General features: G+C 53.9%; 13 protein-coding genes. 10 read left to right on the top strand and 3 right to left on the bottom strand.

Features of this window, described 5'->3' with window-relative positions; genetic code table 11:
- Positions 1-8: 8 nt before the first annotated feature.
- Entirely contained in the window at positions 9-1,472 is a 1,464-nt protein-coding gene (rpoN, locus tag H5P27_RS18910; RefSeq protein ID WP_185661986.1) for an RNA polymerase factor sigma-54, read from the bottom strand.
- A gap of 219 nt (positions 1,473-1,691) precedes the next feature.
- Here rpoN and erpA point away from each other — a divergent pair, with 219 nt between their 5' ends.
- A complete protein-coding gene (gene erpA / locus H5P27_RS18905) occupies positions 1,692-2,006 on the top strand; it encodes an iron-sulfur cluster insertion protein ErpA (protein ID WP_185661985.1) in 315 nt (104 codons plus the stop codon).
- A gap of 44 nt (positions 2,007-2,050) precedes the next feature.
- Here the strand turns inward: erpA and ubiE are convergent, their stop codons facing one another.
- Positions 2,051-2,746 (bottom strand): bifunctional demethylmenaquinone methyltransferase/2-methoxy-6-polyprenyl-1,4-benzoquinol methylase UbiE, encoded by a 696-nt coding sequence (gene ubiE, locus H5P27_RS18900; protein WP_185661984.1) that lies wholly within the window; start codon positions 2,744-2,746, stop codon positions 2,051-2,053.
- Between the two features lie 80 nt (positions 2,747-2,826).
- Positions 2,827-4,440, bottom strand: coding sequence for an AAA family ATPase (locus tag H5P27_RS18895; protein ID WP_221774791.1), 1,614 nt, complete (start codon positions 4,438-4,440; stop codon positions 2,827-2,829).
- 99 nt (positions 4,441-4,539) lie between these two features.
- Here H5P27_RS18895 and H5P27_RS18890 point away from each other — a divergent pair, with 99 nt between their 5' ends.
- The 9 genes from H5P27_RS18890 (at position 4,540) to H5P27_RS18850 (ending at position 14,784) form a co-directional block, all read left to right on the top strand.
- Positions 4,540-4,854 (top strand): HU family DNA-binding protein, encoded by a 315-nt coding sequence (locus tag H5P27_RS18890; protein WP_185661983.1) that lies wholly within the window; start codon positions 4,540-4,542, stop codon positions 4,852-4,854.
- A 113-nt stretch (positions 4,855-4,967) separates the two neighbouring features.
- Positions 4,968-5,540, top strand: a complete 573-nt coding sequence (locus H5P27_RS18885; protein ID WP_185661982.1) for a hypothetical protein — start codon at positions 4,968-4,970, stop codon at positions 5,538-5,540.
- Positions 5,541-5,617: 77 nt separating this feature from the next.
- On the top strand, positions 5,618-7,360 hold the full coding sequence (locus tag H5P27_RS18880) for a S8 family serine peptidase (RefSeq protein ID WP_185661981.1): 1,743 nt from the start codon (positions 5,618-5,620) through the stop codon (positions 7,358-7,360).
- Between the two features lie 383 nt (positions 7,361-7,743).
- Positions 7,744-9,066 (top strand): histidine--tRNA ligase, encoded by a 1,323-nt coding sequence (gene hisS / locus H5P27_RS18875; protein WP_185661980.1) that lies wholly within the window; start codon positions 7,744-7,746, stop codon positions 9,064-9,066.
- A gap of 15 nt (positions 9,067-9,081) precedes the next feature.
- Positions 9,082-9,882: an alpha/beta hydrolase gene (locus H5P27_RS18870; protein WP_185661979.1), complete on the top strand. Its 801-nt coding sequence runs from the start codon at positions 9,082-9,084 to the stop codon at positions 9,880-9,882.
- A gap of 106 nt (positions 9,883-9,988) precedes the next feature.
- Positions 9,989-11,587, top strand: coding sequence for a phosphoglycerate dehydrogenase (gene serA / locus H5P27_RS18865; RefSeq protein WP_185661978.1), 1,599 nt, complete (start codon positions 9,989-9,991; stop codon positions 11,585-11,587).
- Between the two features lie 20 nt (positions 11,588-11,607).
- Positions 11,608-12,210, top strand: coding sequence for a glycerol-3-phosphate 1-O-acyltransferase PlsY (gene plsY / locus H5P27_RS18860; RefSeq protein WP_185661977.1), 603 nt, complete (start codon positions 11,608-11,610; stop codon positions 12,208-12,210).
- On the top strand, positions 12,211-13,527 hold the full coding sequence (locus H5P27_RS18855; RefSeq protein WP_185661976.1) for a homoserine dehydrogenase: 1,317 nt from the start codon (positions 12,211-12,213) through the stop codon (positions 13,525-13,527).
- 30 nt (positions 13,528-13,557) lie between these two features.
- A complete protein-coding gene (locus H5P27_RS18850; protein ID WP_185661975.1) occupies positions 13,558-14,784 on the top strand; it encodes an aspartate kinase in 1,227 nt (408 codons plus the stop codon).
- Positions 14,785-14,789: the final 5 nt, after the last annotated feature.

Raw genomic sequence — 14,789 nt, 5'->3', positions numbered from 1 at the left:
TTGGCCGACTAATACTGTCGACGGAGGTTGCTGGGCAAAATTCCCAGTTCCTCGCGATACTTTGCGACGGTCCGTCGAGCGATTTTCAAATCCTTTTCTTGCAGGCGAGACACGATCTCTTGGTCGCTCAATGGCTTGGAGGTGTCTTCGGCAGCTATCAGGTTTTGAATCATGTCCTTAACGCTGGTGTTTGAAATAGCTTCTCCGTCCGAGCCCTTGTAGCCTGGAGTGAAGAAGAATTTCATTTCGAAAATTCCGTGCGGAGTCTGCATGTACTTATTGGCGATAGCACGGGACACGGTGGTTTCGTGCACGCCCACGATTTCAGCGACTTGCGTCATGGTACAGGGGCGTAGCTTGGATACGCCTTCCTCGAAAAAGTCGTTTTGGAGTTTTATGATCTCGTTTGAAATCCGCTCGATCGTCTGCTGCCTCTGTTCGATGGAGTTGATCAGGAATTTGCCCGAACGCATCTTTTCTTGAATGTACTCTTTCTCCTGTTTCGAGACGCTGCCTTTGGCGATCATCTCTTTATAGGTAGGACTGATGCGTAGCCTTGGGATATAATCGGAGTTGAGGGAAACCTTCCACTTGTCCTCGTCCCATTCCACGATGACATCTGGCATGATGGAGCGATTTGTATCCTCTGCGAAACGTCGTCCAGGGGCTGGGTCCAGCAAGGCGATTTCAGCTATGGCGTCTTGCACGTCTTCGACGTCGATGCTCATGCGTCGCGCGATGTCTGGAATCCGGCGACGGGAGAGGAGCTTAAAGTGCTTCTGGATAATTTCGTAGGCGATGGAGCTGCGCCTACCTTTTGCCTCTAATTGCATTGAGAGGCAGTCCTGGATGTCGAAGGCTGCGATGCCGGCAGGCTCGAAGCTTCTCAGGGTTTGGTGAGCCTCTTGCATTTCGCCCAAAGAGAGTCCTGAGAGGAGGGCGAGGTCGGAGAGCGAGGTTGTGAGGAAACCGCTATTGTCGATACTGCCAACCAGATACTCGATGGCTTCTTTTTGCTTAGGCTCGAGGTCCGCGAGGGACGCTTGGTCTAGAAGATGTTCCTGTAGCGAAGTTTCGGATACGAGCGAGTTGAAAAAATGTTCACGTTTTTCGGCGTCTTCGCTGGTGTAATTTTGAGCGCCGCCCACTTGCGACATGTAGTCGCGCCAGTCCTCGTCCAGCTTGTTGAGAATTTCAAAGTTTTCGCCGAATTGCAGTTCCTCGCTCTGGGAGTGCTCGTCTTTAGGATCGTTACTCGATTCGCTTTCGCTTGGAACGGGTTCGTCCAGGCTCGGAGTCTCCATGGACATCTCTTCGAGAGAAGGGTTGGTTTGCAGCTCTTCGAGGATGGTAGTGCGGAGATCCATCTGAGCCACTTGCAGAATCTTGAGAGACTGGCGGAGCTGAGGAGCAAGTACTAGGGACTGGGTTTGTTTCTGTCTTAGCTCTTGGTTGAAACCTTGCGCGGCCATAAGGTAATCTGGTGCTTGTCTATCGGTTGAGAGGAGGTGGAAAAAGGACCTCCGTAGCGACACAGGACCTGTTTCCGAAATGCAGCAAAGAGCTTTTTTTGATGGAATGCAAGCTGCTAGCGAGATTTGAGCATGATTTATGCTGTAGGTACTCTCAGGGGCCCCTTCAGGCAGACGCTGTGTTTGACAGGAGTGGCCTCGCAGCCTTTAAATAGCCGCATGATCACGCTTACACCGAGAGCAGCAGCAAAGATTGAAGAGCTTCAGAAAGAGGCTGGGGAAGGCAAGCTTCTCCGTGTTTTCGTCGAATCCGGAGGTTGTTCCGGATTCCAGTACGGCATGTCTTTCGACGAAGCGAAAGCGGACGACCAAACTCTCGAGAGCGAAGGTGTCAGTCTTTTGATCGACGAAGCGAGCTTAGCGTACATGAGCGGCAGCACTATCGATTTCGACGATGGCCTGCAGGGGAAGGGGTTCGATATTCAAAACCCAAATGCTGAAAGCACCTGCGGCTGCGGTAAGTCCTTTAGTTGAGCTGCCCAGTCCTTTTGTTACGGTCACCTGCGGGTGGCCGTTTTTTAGGCTTTGGCGATGTGCAGGGCCACCATGCCAAATGTCATGGGGATTGCTCGGATGTCTTTGAAACCGGCGTCTTCCAGCTCTTGGGTGATTCCTTCGCGAGGCGGGAATGCCTCGATGGAATCGCTCAAATACCGGTAAGCGCTTACGTCGCCGGTCAAGGCTCCGGCTATATTGGGCAGAAGTGTCTTGAGGTAAAAGTAGTAGAACGGGCGGACAATTTTCGCCGGTTGCGAAAACTCTAGGATGAAAAGGTATCCATTTTCCGGTCGTAGAACTCTTCTCATTTCGAGCAGGCCGCGGTGCCGATCACCTAGGTTGCGGTAGCCAAACGAGATTGTTACCGCGTCGGTGCTGTTGTCTGGGAGTGGAAGGTCCAGGCAATCGCCGACCTCGAAGCTCATGTTTCGATAACCAGCTTTGGCCTGTTTTTTGCGGGCCTCGTCTAGCATCGGTTCGCAGAAGTCGAGGCCATCGATGCGGATGCTCGGGGCGAACTCTTTGCGCAGTTCGAATGCGACATCTCCGCTTCCAGTAGCAAGATCCGTGATATTGGACGGATTTTTCAGCCAAACCTCGTCGACCAAACGGTCTCGCCAAAGCGTGTCGATGCCGAGGCTGAGGGCTCTGTTCGCGAGATCGTATTTGGCCGCGATGCGGCTGAACATGGAGTTGACTTTATCTGGATCGGGCACGGCTTTCTGATTTCGGATCGAGAGTCATGGAGTGCTGGACGCGGCGTGGCGATAGGGAAGTTTCGCAAAATGCGCTCCGGCTACTGGGGCTCGCTTTCTTCTTTGCGGTAGCTGGCGACCACCCAATTCGAAAGTGCTTTTTCAGCGTCTTGGATAACGGTTTCGTCGATGACGAAGGTGGTCTGGTCCGTGTTGCGGTTGATGAGGGTCAATCCGTGGTTGAAGTCGTGAAATTTGCGTTCGCAGAGTCCGCGGATGGTTTTGTCCGTTTCCAGTGATTCTTCTACGAGGGCGTGAATGGCGTCCTCGGTGAAATCCAGCTTGAAGCCGTACTGCTGCTCGAATCGGGCCGCGTACTCGTGGACCTCCTTTTTGAGCAGGGTGCTTTGGTCGGAGAGGTTCTCGTGCAGCATATTTTTCAGCTGAGCTTGCGGATCCTCAATTGTCTCGCGGCTGACCTGCAGACTTTTGATATTGGTGGAAGGCAGCTCGAATTTGAATCCGCGGAAGGCCCGCTCAAGGATTGTCATCAAGCCGCGGGCTCCGGTTTTCTCCTTGTAGGCGCGCTCGGCGATTTCCTGTAGGGATTCTTTGTCCATCTCGAGGGAGATGCCGTAGCCTTCGAAGTCCGAAATGTACTGTCGCAAGACGCTTCCTTCGGAAGTGGTCATTATTTGGAACAGATCCTCCGGCTTGAGCGGTTGGCAGGCCACTCGCACGGGAAGGCGGCCCACAAACTCAGGCTCGAAGCCGTAGTCGATGAAGTCGCGCGTTTCCGCTTTGTCCAAGAAGTTGGCGTCGCCCTCATCGTCATCGATCTGGCTCGCACCGAAGCCCATGGAAGTGTTGGTCAGACGTTTTTTGATGGAGCCATCCATCTGGTCGAAGGCCCCGCTGACGATGAAAAGTATGTGTTTTGTCGATACGCTGCGTTTCTTCTTCTTTCCCCGTTGCAGATCCATCATGGCCTGCATCTGGCCCATCATGTCGGTCTGGCTTTGCAGGTTTACTTCCGTGTCCTCCATCAGCTTGAGGAGGTTTATCTGCACGCCGCGTCCGGAGACGTCGCGTCCGCCGCCATTGCCGTTCATCTTGTTGGCAATCTTATCGATTTCGTCGATGTAGACGATTCCGTATTGGGCAAGCTCGGTATCGCCGTTGGCCGCCTTGACCAAATCGCGAACCAAGTCCTCGACGTCGCCCCCGATGTACCCAGTTTCGGAGAATTTTGTGGCGTCGGCTTTTACGAAGGGGACACCGACCAGCTTGGCCACGTTTCGCATCAAGTAGGTTTTTCCGACGCCGGTAGGGCCGAGTAGGATAATGTTTTGCTTGGCGTAATCCTGATCCGCGATTTCTGGCTTTTCGAGGCAGCGGCGGATGTGGTTGAAGTGGTCGCAAATCGCTACGGAAATCACCTTTTTGGCTTCATTCTGTTGGATCACGTAGCGATCTAGGTAGTCTCGGATTTCGCGAGGCTTCAGGTTGAAGGCTTCGATGCGTTTGAGGGCTTCGATTCGCTCTTGGTCCTCCTCTTCGGGTGGTGGCGTGGATTCCGGACCAGGGCTGGCAACGCCGGTGGGTCCTCCGGTAGGACCGCCGAAGGGCATGAAGGCTTTTCCCTGTTTGAATAGGTCCTGCAGGTTCTTTTGGAGTTCTTCTAGTGGATCTTTAGGCTGATCGTCTTTACTCATTGGATTCGGATATTTGATGGCTTTGAGGTTGACGCAACCCAAACTGTGGAAGTAGCTTAGCCTCAACTATGTAACGAGTTTCCAACTCATTTTGCTGCCATGTCCAACAACCTTACAAAACGCGATATTGTCCTACGAATTTTTGAAAAGACGAAGGATATCCCTCAGAGCAAGATTCAGGATACGGTCCAGATGACTCTGGACATCATTCTGGATGCGTTGGCCGAAGGTCGAAACGTAGAGTTGCGCAACTTCGGCGTTTTCGAAGTTCAGAAGCGCAAGGCCCGTGTAGGTCGCAACCCGAACCGCCCGGAGACAGACGTAGTCATTCCGACTCGCGCTGTCGTCAAGTTCAAGGCGGGCAAGGTGCTCAAGGCGAAGATCAAGGATATCGACCTCGAAGGTCTCGATTGATCCAAGCAAAGATAGACTTTTCCGAAAGACGCCCTTCGCAACCGCGAGGCGTCTTTTTTTTGTGGATTGGCGAGAGGGGCTGGGTTCGTTGAGGCTCAAGACTCGGGGGGGGCATGCTGATGCGTGCCCGCAATCTTGGAAGAGGAACGAAACCGAGAAGAAGACCCCCATTACGCGTAGTCGACCTAGCCTCACGACTTTTTTCGTCAGTTTGGTCTTCGGTCAGACAGGAAAGTTACTCGATCCCGATCTCCGGAGGCTCCTCCTTCTTCCGCATCCGAGCCGTCGGCCACGGCAGCTCGACTCTTGTCTATTCCGCTTACGCTTCTTTTGGTACGGCACCCGAACCGGGCAGCGAAACCCTTTCGGGCGAAGTTCACTCCAATGGTTACTTTTCCGAATCTACACAAGTTGAGGTTCCTGCTGGTATGACAGCGAGTGGCACTGTGAAGGCTAACACTTCCCAAACCGGACCCGAATATGCGTATGCAGCTGCGATTGTAGGGGGTCCCGGTGTCGATGAAAATGTCTCTTCAGGATCTGGTTCTGGATTGTCAGGATTCCAGAGTAAATCGTTTAGTGGTGGAACTTCTGGCACCTATACCCTCGTAGTAATTTATAACGCATATAGTGCAAACGGAGGAGCCCCTTATGCATGGGCAGAGGTCGTTTTGAACTGGCAATAGCTTACTATTTTTCCCTTTGCCGAGTGCCCGGAGTATTGCCGGGTGCTCGTTTTCATCATACTCCACAGCAGAAACCTGTGAAAAAACGGACAATTATTTGGATAACCGCCGGCGGGCTCTGTCTTCTTGCCTACTTCCTTGATTCGGATTCCAGACCGAAGGATCATCCCACAGAAAACGATCCGGCCTTTGCCGCCACCGGGGCAAAGGCCTTGCAGCTGGCCTTCCCGCACGCGCGTCTCGGCTCCGACAGCGTCCCGCCCATCGAGAAGCCCCTGCCGTCGGACGCAGCCGACGCTCAGATTGGACAGCCCGTATTTCTCGGAGCCATCGGCCATTACGAATCGATCATGGCGCTCACGACTTCCGAGAACGTGGGGCCGATCACGCGATTCTACGCCGCCGACCAGATAGGGGTGCGCCCCATTGGAGGTTTCGAGCTGTCTGCCTTGGAGGAGCGGCTTTCGCAGCTCGGCTACCGGTTCAGCCAACCCTTCGAGGAGTCGCCGCTTCTGAGCGTTCATCTCGATCCGGCACAATCCAAGCACATCGTCCACCATCGGCAGCGGCTCCGTGAAACGCTCGCCGAAATCGCAGTCGTCGATTTCTACGAAGTGTTCAAGAACTTCTTCGGCAACTTCGACGCGTCTCCCGTCGTCCCAGACGACCTGCTGTACGATCTTCAATGGAACCTTCCCGCTATAGAAGCACCACGAGCCTGGCGCTTCCAAAAGGGTAGCTCGGATGTGGTGGTGGGAGTGATCGACACGGGAGCGGATTTGGAACATCCCGACTTGCTCGGCGGACTTGTCGATGGGAAAAACTTCGCCTACAGCGAGATTCTTGGCATACCGGAGGAAGTCGTCGACGATCCATATGGACACGGAACTGCAATGGCCAGCGCCATCGCGGCGGCTACCAACAACCGCTTGCTGCTCGCAGCCGTTACGTGGCGCTGCAAGGTGATGCCCCTCAAATGGAAACATATGACCTTCGCCCCTTATGGGGCAGAAGAGGCCGCCATAGAATATGCTTTAGCACGAGGGGTTAGGATTCTCAATTATTCTGCTGGTGGTGGACCAGACGATCTCCTCGCAGAAGCGGTTCGCGAGGCCGGCCGGCAGGATTGCCTCTTCGTGACGTCGATGGGCAACTATGGAGACGACTTCGTGTCGTGGCCCGCAGTAGTAGACGAGGCGGTGGCGGTGGGTGCTTCCGGCAAGGACCGCAAGCGGGTCTACTATAGCTGCTACGGAGACCATATCGACCTCATCGCTCCCGGCGACCTCGTGCCCGCCCTGTACCCTACTTACGGCAAGGTTAACCAGTGGTGGACTTACTCGGGAGGCACCTCGCTCGCCGCCGCTCAGGTGTCCGCTGCGGCCGCCATGTTGCTTTCCATCAATCCCGACTTCACCCGCCGCGACCTCAAACTTTTCCTCTACGCAGGTTGCGACGACATGCTTGGCGACGAGAACGACACTCTTGGCTGGGACAAGTACCATGGCTGGGGGCACCTCAACCTCTACAACTCCGTGGTGCTCGCCACTCTTCCTACGAAAATAGAAGAAATATCTGGTGGCCGCGGTATACTCCGCTGGAAGGTCCCCATCAGCCGCCGCTCAGAAGTCGGTTATCAGATAGAAATGAGCTATGACTTAGAAACCTGGTATGTGGTAGAGGATCCCGAAATTCGCTTCGAGGAGGAGGACGCCTACTGGGAATTCCGGGGGAGCGACTCCGCCAACGGACCCGAGAAGAGCTTCTTCCGCATCCGGCCCACCTTTTCCAAGGAACTGCTGGAAGCCGCCTCGATGTGACTCTCGGCGTGTCCGCATTCGTGAAAAGAGTCCGCACCTGTTATTCGACGCAGTCGACCTGACCTCTCTTCTCTTTTTCTTTGGCCAAGTAGGGGTGGCTGAGCGACCGTAGGGCTGGGTTGATAATTAGCCTGTCCCTAGAAGAACGAAGATGTGCTTCCTTTTTCTTTGGCCACTAAAAGGCACGAAAAATCTGCACCACGAAAACCTGTCTTACAAGGCAGGATCCGTTGCAGGAGTTTTTGCGTTTTTTTGTGGCGATATCCAAAGTACATGGATTGGCGGGGAGGGGGGCTGTCGGGACCGCGGCTGCTCTTGCTTGACCTTTGTGTTGCATTGGCAGTGGGGGCTTGGGCATAGTCCCGCGTTTTATTTTTAGAGAGATGGCCACATTTAAGACATTGCCCGGTTTTCGTGAATTTTACCCTGAGGATTACGCTCAGCGGAAGCACATCTTCCAGATTTGGAGGCAGGTGGCCCGTCGTTTCGCGTTTCAGGAATTTGATGGCCCGGTACTTGAGTCCTTGGAGCTCTTTACTGCGAAGTCTGGTCCGGAAATTGAGAGCCAGCTTTTTTGCTTCGAAGACAAGGGAGGCCGCCAGGTTTCCCTGCGTCCAGAGTTAACGCCCACCTTGGCCCGTATGGTAGCGGCCCGCGCCAATGGACTGAAGCGACCGATCAAATGGTTCAGCATTGGCGACAATTTTCGCTACGAGCGTCAACAAAAGGGGCGTTTGCGTTGTTTCACTCAGCTCAATGTGGATTTGCTCGGCGAGCCAGGTCCGGCGGCGGAAGTGGAGCTCATCGCTTTGCTGATCCAGAGTTTGCTGGGATTTGGCCTGAACGAAGAGGATTTCTACGTTCGCTTGAGCGACCGAAATCTCTGGATGCTCTACCTCGCGGCCCTCGGTTACGAAGGCGAAGCGATCGCGGGAATTCTCGGTGTGGTGGACAAATGGGAACGCATGCCGGAGGACAAGCTGATCGCCCAGCTGGCGGAAGTCGCCGGTGACAAGGCGGATCAATTAAAAGCTTCGGTGGACGCTTTTCTGAAGCTCGATTCTGTGGAAGGCATTCGCGATTGTTTCGCCGCTTTGGAATCGGATGAGGAAGGCAAGTCCCAGTTGTCCGAGCGTCTTGCGGATTGGCAAGTCCTGCTCGAAGGCCTGTCGGCCATGGGCTTAGGAGCTTTCATCAAGATCGATCTCAGCATCGTTCGTGGGTTGGCGTACTACACCGGTTTCGTCTTCGAGGCTTTCGACAAGAAGGGCGAGTTCCGCGCTTTGGCGGGAGGCGGTCGCTATGACGCCTTGGTCAAGAAAATGGGCGGTCCGGATATGCCAGCCGTTGGATTCGGCATGGGCGACGTGGTTCTGGGCGAGCTGCTCAAGTCTCGCGGCAAGATGCCAACGTTTGTAGATACGGTCGACTTTTTCGCAGTGATCGGTGGCGACGAGGAAAAGCCTGTGGCCCTGGCTGATATCGCTTTGCTGCGGCAGGCGGGGTATTCGGTCGAGTACCAGCTTAAAGGCCAGGCCTTTGGCAAGCAATTCAAGGCCGCGACCTCATCCGGAGCTCGCTTTGCTTTGATCTACGGTTCCGAGGAATTGGAGAAGGGGATCGTGAAGCTTCGCAATCTAGCGGATCGTTCCGAACAGGACATTCCGAGATCTCAACTGCTAGAAGCGGTGCGAGAGCTAATCTAATCGGAGCGTCGGCGCATGCGCGAACGGGAGAGACGCAACGGGTTTAATACCATTCTGGTGCTCGTCGCCTTGTGCGTGCTCTTCTTTTATCTCTTCGCCCAGATGGTGACGAAGCAGCTTCTCTTCGTGCCTGGACCTTCCACCTATCAGGCTGATGATGATTTCATCCAGCAGGTGGTCGCCGACGACGGAATTGTCCTTTCGGTCTATTGGCAAAAGGTTCCCGGGGCGACCAAGACGGTTTTCTATACGCACGGGAATGGGGAGGATATCGGGCAAACGCTTTTCATTTTGCAGAATTACGCCCTGCAAGGGGTAAATGTTCTGAGTTTCGATTACCGTGGCTATGGACTGTCGGAGGGAACTCCCAGCGAGAAAAATTGCTACTCGGACGCTCGCGATGTTATTGAGCACGCGGTTCAGGAGTGGGGAGTTGACCGAAATTGGCTGATTTTGCATGGAAGATCGCTGGGAGGAGGCGTCGCTGTGCAGCTCGCTACGGAGTTTCAGCCTCTCGCCGTGATCCTGGAGTCCACATTTTTGAGCATTTACCAGCTTTATCTCCCGCTGTCTTGGGTGCCGGGTGACAAGTTCGTCAACGAAGACAAAGCTCCAGAGGTAAGCGCTCCCGCATTAGTGATCCACGGCAGGGAGGATCGAGTGGTTCCCTTCGAGCAGGGGCTCGAGCTTTCGCAGGCTCTTGGCAGCCATGATGTTAAGACCGTTTGGGTAGATGGGGTTGGGCACAACGATCTAGTGGTCAAAGCCAGTTCCGAGTATTGGGCCGCGATTCGTAGCTTTTTGGCTAATCTCTGATAGGCTCTCACGACTCGCTTCCCCTCGGAAATGGGGGACTAAAAGCAGTCTATTCTATATTTGCTTTTTGAAAGGCATCACTTTTGATGGGCACTCTTTTTTTCCGATGAAAATCCTAGTAGCAGACAAAATCTCGTCAATTGGAGTCGACTTCCTGAAGCAACAGGAAGGATTTGAAGTCGTAGAAGCCTACGGCACCTTCAAAGAAGACTATTCCAAATTCCTCGAGCTCGCTAAGGGCGCGGCCGCAATCATCGTGCGCAGCGATTCCAAGGTAAATCGGGAAGTATTTGAAGCGGCTGCCCCGACTCTGAAGGCTGTCGGTCGTGCTGGTGTAGGGGTCGACAACATCGATGCCGAAGCGGCTACAGACTACGGAGTGGTCGTGATGAACACTCCGGGCGGCAACACGATTGCCACCGCGGAGCTTACTTTTACTCACATGCTTTGCGGAGCACGTCCCGTGGCTCAAGCGGCCCAGTCGATGCGCGAAGGTCGTTGGGACCGTAAAATCTACGGCGGCAGCGAACTGTTCAAAAAGACGCTTGGCGTTTGCGGTATGGGCCGTATCGGCGCTGAAGTAGCCAAGCGTGCCAAGGCTTTTGGTATGACGGTTTTGGCCTACGATCCTTATTTGTCTGCGACCAAGGCGGAAGCCATGGGCGTTAAGCAAGTCGAGCTCGATAAGCTTTTCCGTGAATCCGACTACATCACCGTTCACATGCCACTCACCGATGCGACTCGCGGCATGATCAACAAGGATGCGATCTCTACAATGAAGGACGGTGTCCGCCTCTTCAATTGCGCTCGCGGCGGAATCATCGACGAAGACGCTCTGCTCGAAGGCCTCGAAAGCGGCAAGGTCGCGGCAGCCGGTTTGGACGTGTATACTAGCGAGCCTCCTGCGGAAGATCACCCATTCCGTTCACAAAAGAATCTTAACCTCACTCCGCACTTGGGCGCTTCCACTGAAGAGGCTCAGGAAAGCGTGGGATTGGAAATCGCAGAAAGCGTGACCAGCGTTTTGCGTGGTGGAGGAATCCGCAACGCGATCAACATGCCGTCTCTCGACGAAGCGACTCTGAAGACGGTTGGCCCTTACCTCGAGCTCTGTTCGGCTCTCGGTTCGCTGGTACACCAACTCGCTCTTGAAAAGGTGTCCAAGGTTAAGATCACTTATTCGGGCAAGGTCGTCGATCTCGACGCCAACTCTTTGACTCGTGGCATTTTGAAGGGCTTCCTGAAGGATGTTAGCAGCAACGTTAACTTCGTTAACGCGCTTGTTATCATGGAGCGTCTCGGTCTGCCGGTTGATGTTCTCAAGTCTTCGGAAGAGACCGACTACGTAGAGCTTATCAAGGTCGAAGCCGAATGCGTAAATGGCGAAAAGGTGTCTGCTGAAGGTACCTTGATCGGCAAGGGCAATACTCCTCGCATCGTGGCAATCAACGGTCGCGAAGTCGAAGTCGAGCCACACGGTTGCATGCTGGTTATCGCCAACAGCGACGAGCTTGGAATCGTGGGCAAGATCGGTAACATCATTGGCAAGGATGGCGTTAACATCGCTGCTATGTCCCTCAGCCGCAACGAAGTCGGCGGTATCGCTTTGAACATCGCTTGCTTGGATAGTGAACCAAGTGCTCAAGCGATCGCTGAGATCAAAGCCATCGAAGCCATCAAGCAGGCGAAAATCGTCCACTTGTAGGAATCTATCGAATAGGACGAATGTCTATCGACTTAATAGTCGCGCTCAGCGCCGCAGGAGCAGGGTACCTCATTGGTTCCCTGCCTTTTGGCTATTTGGTGGCGAAAGCGAATGGGGTCGATATCTTCAGTGTCGGCAGCAAAAACCCAGGCGCTACCAACGTGAAGCGATGCGTGGGCAAGAAGGCGGGCAACATCGTTTTCTTGCTCGATGCGATCAAGGGATTCGTGGCGACAGGTTGGCCAATCCTTTTGGCAGGCGAGTCTTTCCACTATGGTTTGATCGGACTTGTATTCGCGGTCCTAGGACATTCGTTTTCTCTCTTCACAAGATTCAGAGGAGGCAAGGGAGTTGCGACAATGCTCGGCGGAGTCGTAGCCCTAATGTATATTGCTGCACTGGTAGGCGTCTTGGTGTGGTTGGCGGTTTTTTATTCCAGCCGGTATGTATCGCTCGCATCCATCTGTTTGGCGATCAGCCTGCCGATCACTAATCTAGTCGTTGGTTCTCCAGCGACACTTACCTGGGTCTCTCTCGCACTCGGATTACTTGTGGTGGTGAGGCATAAGGAAAACATCGTTCGCCTTCTGAAGGGCGAAGAAAATAAATTTGCAAAGAAGTAGATGAGTGACCGCGTAATATCAGTGGGACTGTGCGGCTTTGGTGTCGTGGGGCAGGGGGTATTTAACCACCTGCAGAAAAGAGAAAAGGATCTCGGCGTCCAGTTAGGCGCGAAGGTTAAAGTGACTCGTATCGCAGTTCGTGATACGAGCAAGAAGCGCGATTACGATTTCGACGAATCTACTCTGACGACCGACCCGCTCTCGATCGCTCGCGATCCGGAAATCGATGTCGTTTGCGAACTGATGGGTGGCACTGGGCTCGCTCTTGATGTGACCATGGCTGCTCTCGAAGCGGGCAAGGTTGTCGTATCCGCCAATAAGGCTTTGATCTGCGATCATGGTGAAGCTCTTTTCGCAGCTGCGAAAAAAGGAAACGGCCAGTTGCTTTTCGAAGCTAGTGTGGCCGGCGGAATTCCGGTGATCAAAGCGATCAAGGATGGCTTGGTGATCAATCGCTTCAGCAGCATCTACGGGATCCTAAACGGTACCTGCAATTACATGCTCACTCGGATGACGAAAGAGGGAGCATCCTATCAGGACATCCTCGTTCAGGCCAAAAAGTTGGGTTATGCGGAGGCAGACGAATCCCTCGATGTGGATGGTATCGACACGGCTCACAAGGCAGTGGTGCTCGCTTACCTCGCTTACGGCCGCTGGGTTCCGTACAAGGACATACTTGTGCAGGGCATATCAGAGGTCACTCAGGCGGACATTTCCTTCGCCAAGGAGAACGGCTACGCGATCAAGCTACTGGCGGTAATCGATGTGGCTCATGCCTCCGGCAAACTCTACATCTCGATTCTGCCAACGCTTGTATCCAAGAAATATGTACTTGGAAGTGTTGATGGTGTTTTCAACGCAGTGTCTATCATCGGCGATGTAGTTGGAGAAACGGTTTACATTGGCCCAGGGGCCGGTCGGGACGCTACAGCCAGCGCTGTTATCGCTGATATCGTGGACGGAGCTAAATCGCTTGTGCAAGGAGGGTCTAAGTTTGTCGATCCGGCACCGCAAGGAGGTGATTTGATCGAACTCGCGGAACCTGAGGAAATACAATCCCGCTACTACGTCAGGCTGCAAGTGGAGGACAAGCCGGGTGTCATGGCCGAGGTTGCTTCCTTGTTGGCAAAATTCGAAGTGAGTCTAGCGAGTGTTACGCAAAAGGAAGTAGACGAAAGCGCTGACCACGCGACCTTGATCATGACCACTCACATGACAACGGAACAAGCGATTCTCGACGCCGTTAAAGCGTTGGAGGAAAGCTCGAACGTGAAGGGCAAACCATTCACCATGCCCATCAGCAGCTTCGAAAGCTAAGCTGTATTCAATTATTGGAAGCGCACTGAAATGGCTCGGATAGTAAAGAAATTTGGCGGGACCTCTGTAGGGGATGTAGACCGCATCAAGAATGTAGCGAACATCATCAGAGAGGATGTCGAGAAAGGGCACCAAGTCGCTGTCGTGGTATCCGCTCGATCGGGTGTGACCAACGAGCTAATCGCTCGGGCCAAGGCCATCAATGAGCAACCAGACGAGCGCGAGATGGATGTTTTGTTGGCTGTTGGCGAGCAAGAGACTATCGCGTTGACTGCCATGGCTCTTCATTCGCTCGGCATTGAGGCGATCTCGATGACGGGAGCTCAGGCCGGTATCAAAACCGACCTCGCCCATACCAGAGCTCGCATCGTCAGCATGAATTGCGAGCGGATCGAAGCCGCTTTGGGCAAGGGCAGCGTCGTGATCGTGGCAGGCTTCCAAGGCGTAAACGATGAGGGAACGACAACGACTTTGGGACGAGGAGGCTCTGACCTTTCGGCCATCGCTCTTGCCAGCGGCCTGAATGCTGACCTTTGCCAAATCTATACCGATGTGGATGGCGTTTACACGGCTGACCCGCGTATCGTTCCCAAGGCTAGCAAGATCCAGGAGATCAGCTATGAAGAAATGCTCGAGATGGCGAGTCTCGGTACCAAGGTGATGCAGGCCCGTTCGGTCGAATTTGCCAACAAGTTCAATGTCGTATTCGAAGTACGATCCAGTTTTGACACCTCAATCCCAGGCACAATCGTGAAACAGGAAGTAAGCTCAATGGAAGATGTCGTCGTACGCGGCGTCGCTCTCGATCGCAACCAAGCCAAAATCATGGTCAGCAACATTCCAGATAAGCCTGGTTCTGCCGCCCAGATTTTCGAAGCACTTGGCAAAGCGAACGTCTGTGTGGACATGATCGTACAGAACATCGGTCGCAACGGCGTAGCGAATCTGACTTTTACCGTGACTCGTGACGATTCGAAGCGCTCGCTCGACGCGGTCGAGAAAGTGCTTAACGAGTTGGGTGGCGGCGAGGTCGCGGTTTTTGGTGAAGTCGTTAAGCTCTCCGTAGTAGGCATCGGTATGCGGAGCCATTCAGGAGTAGCGAGCAAGCTGTTTGCTTCCCTGGCTGACGTTAAGTCGAATATCCAGATTATCAGTACGTCTGAAATCAAGATCTCCGTCGTTATTGACGAAGAGGGCGCTGAAGAAGCGGTTCGCGCCGTTCACACCGCGTTTGGTTTGGATAAAGCGGAGGCTTAAAAAGC

It is taken from the genome of Pelagicoccus albus, assembly GCF_014230145.1.
Taxonomy (GTDB): Bacteria; Verrucomicrobiota; Verrucomicrobiia; order Opitutales; family Opitutaceae; genus Pelagicoccus; species Pelagicoccus albus.
This window is presented reverse-complemented; position numbering and strand designations above follow the sequence as displayed.

Bases quoted from the DNA above. Each gene is read 5' to 3' on its own strand.
- H5P27_RS18885 (WP_185661982.1), top strand. From the start codon at position 4,968: ATGCTGATGCGTGCCCGCAATCTTGGAAGAGGAACGAAACCGAGAAGA.
- H5P27_RS18850 (WP_185661975.1), top strand. From the start codon at position 13,558: ATGGCTCGGATAGTAAAGAAATTTGGCGGGACCTCTGTAGGGGATGTA.
- serA (WP_185661978.1), top strand. From the start codon at position 9,989: ATGAAAATCCTAGTAGCAGACAAAATCTCGTCAATTGGAGTCGACTTC.
- H5P27_RS18870 (WP_185661979.1), top strand. From the start codon at position 9,082: ATGCGCGAACGGGAGAGACGCAACGGGTTTAATACCATTCTGGTGCTC.
- H5P27_RS18895 (WP_221774791.1), bottom strand. From the start codon at position 4,440: ATGAGTAAAGACGATCAGCCTAAAGATCCACTAGAAGAACTCCAAAAG.
- plsY (WP_185661977.1), top strand. From the start codon at position 11,608: ATGTCTATCGACTTAATAGTCGCGCTCAGCGCCGCAGGAGCAGGGTAC.
- H5P27_RS18855 (WP_185661976.1), top strand. From the start codon at position 12,211: ATGAGTGACCGCGTAATATCAGTGGGACTGTGCGGCTTTGGTGTCGTG.
- erpA (WP_185661985.1), top strand. From the start codon at position 1,692: ATGATCACGCTTACACCGAGAGCAGCAGCAAAGATTGAAGAGCTTCAG.
- hisS (WP_185661980.1), top strand. From the start codon at position 7,744: ATGGCCACATTTAAGACATTGCCCGGTTTTCGTGAATTTTACCCTGAG.
- rpoN (WP_185661986.1), bottom strand. From the start codon at position 1,472: ATGGCCGCGCAAGGTTTCAACCAAGAGCTAAGACAGAAACAAACCCAG.
- H5P27_RS18890 (WP_185661983.1), top strand. From the start codon at position 4,540: ATGTCCAACAACCTTACAAAACGCGATATTGTCCTACGAATTTTTGAA.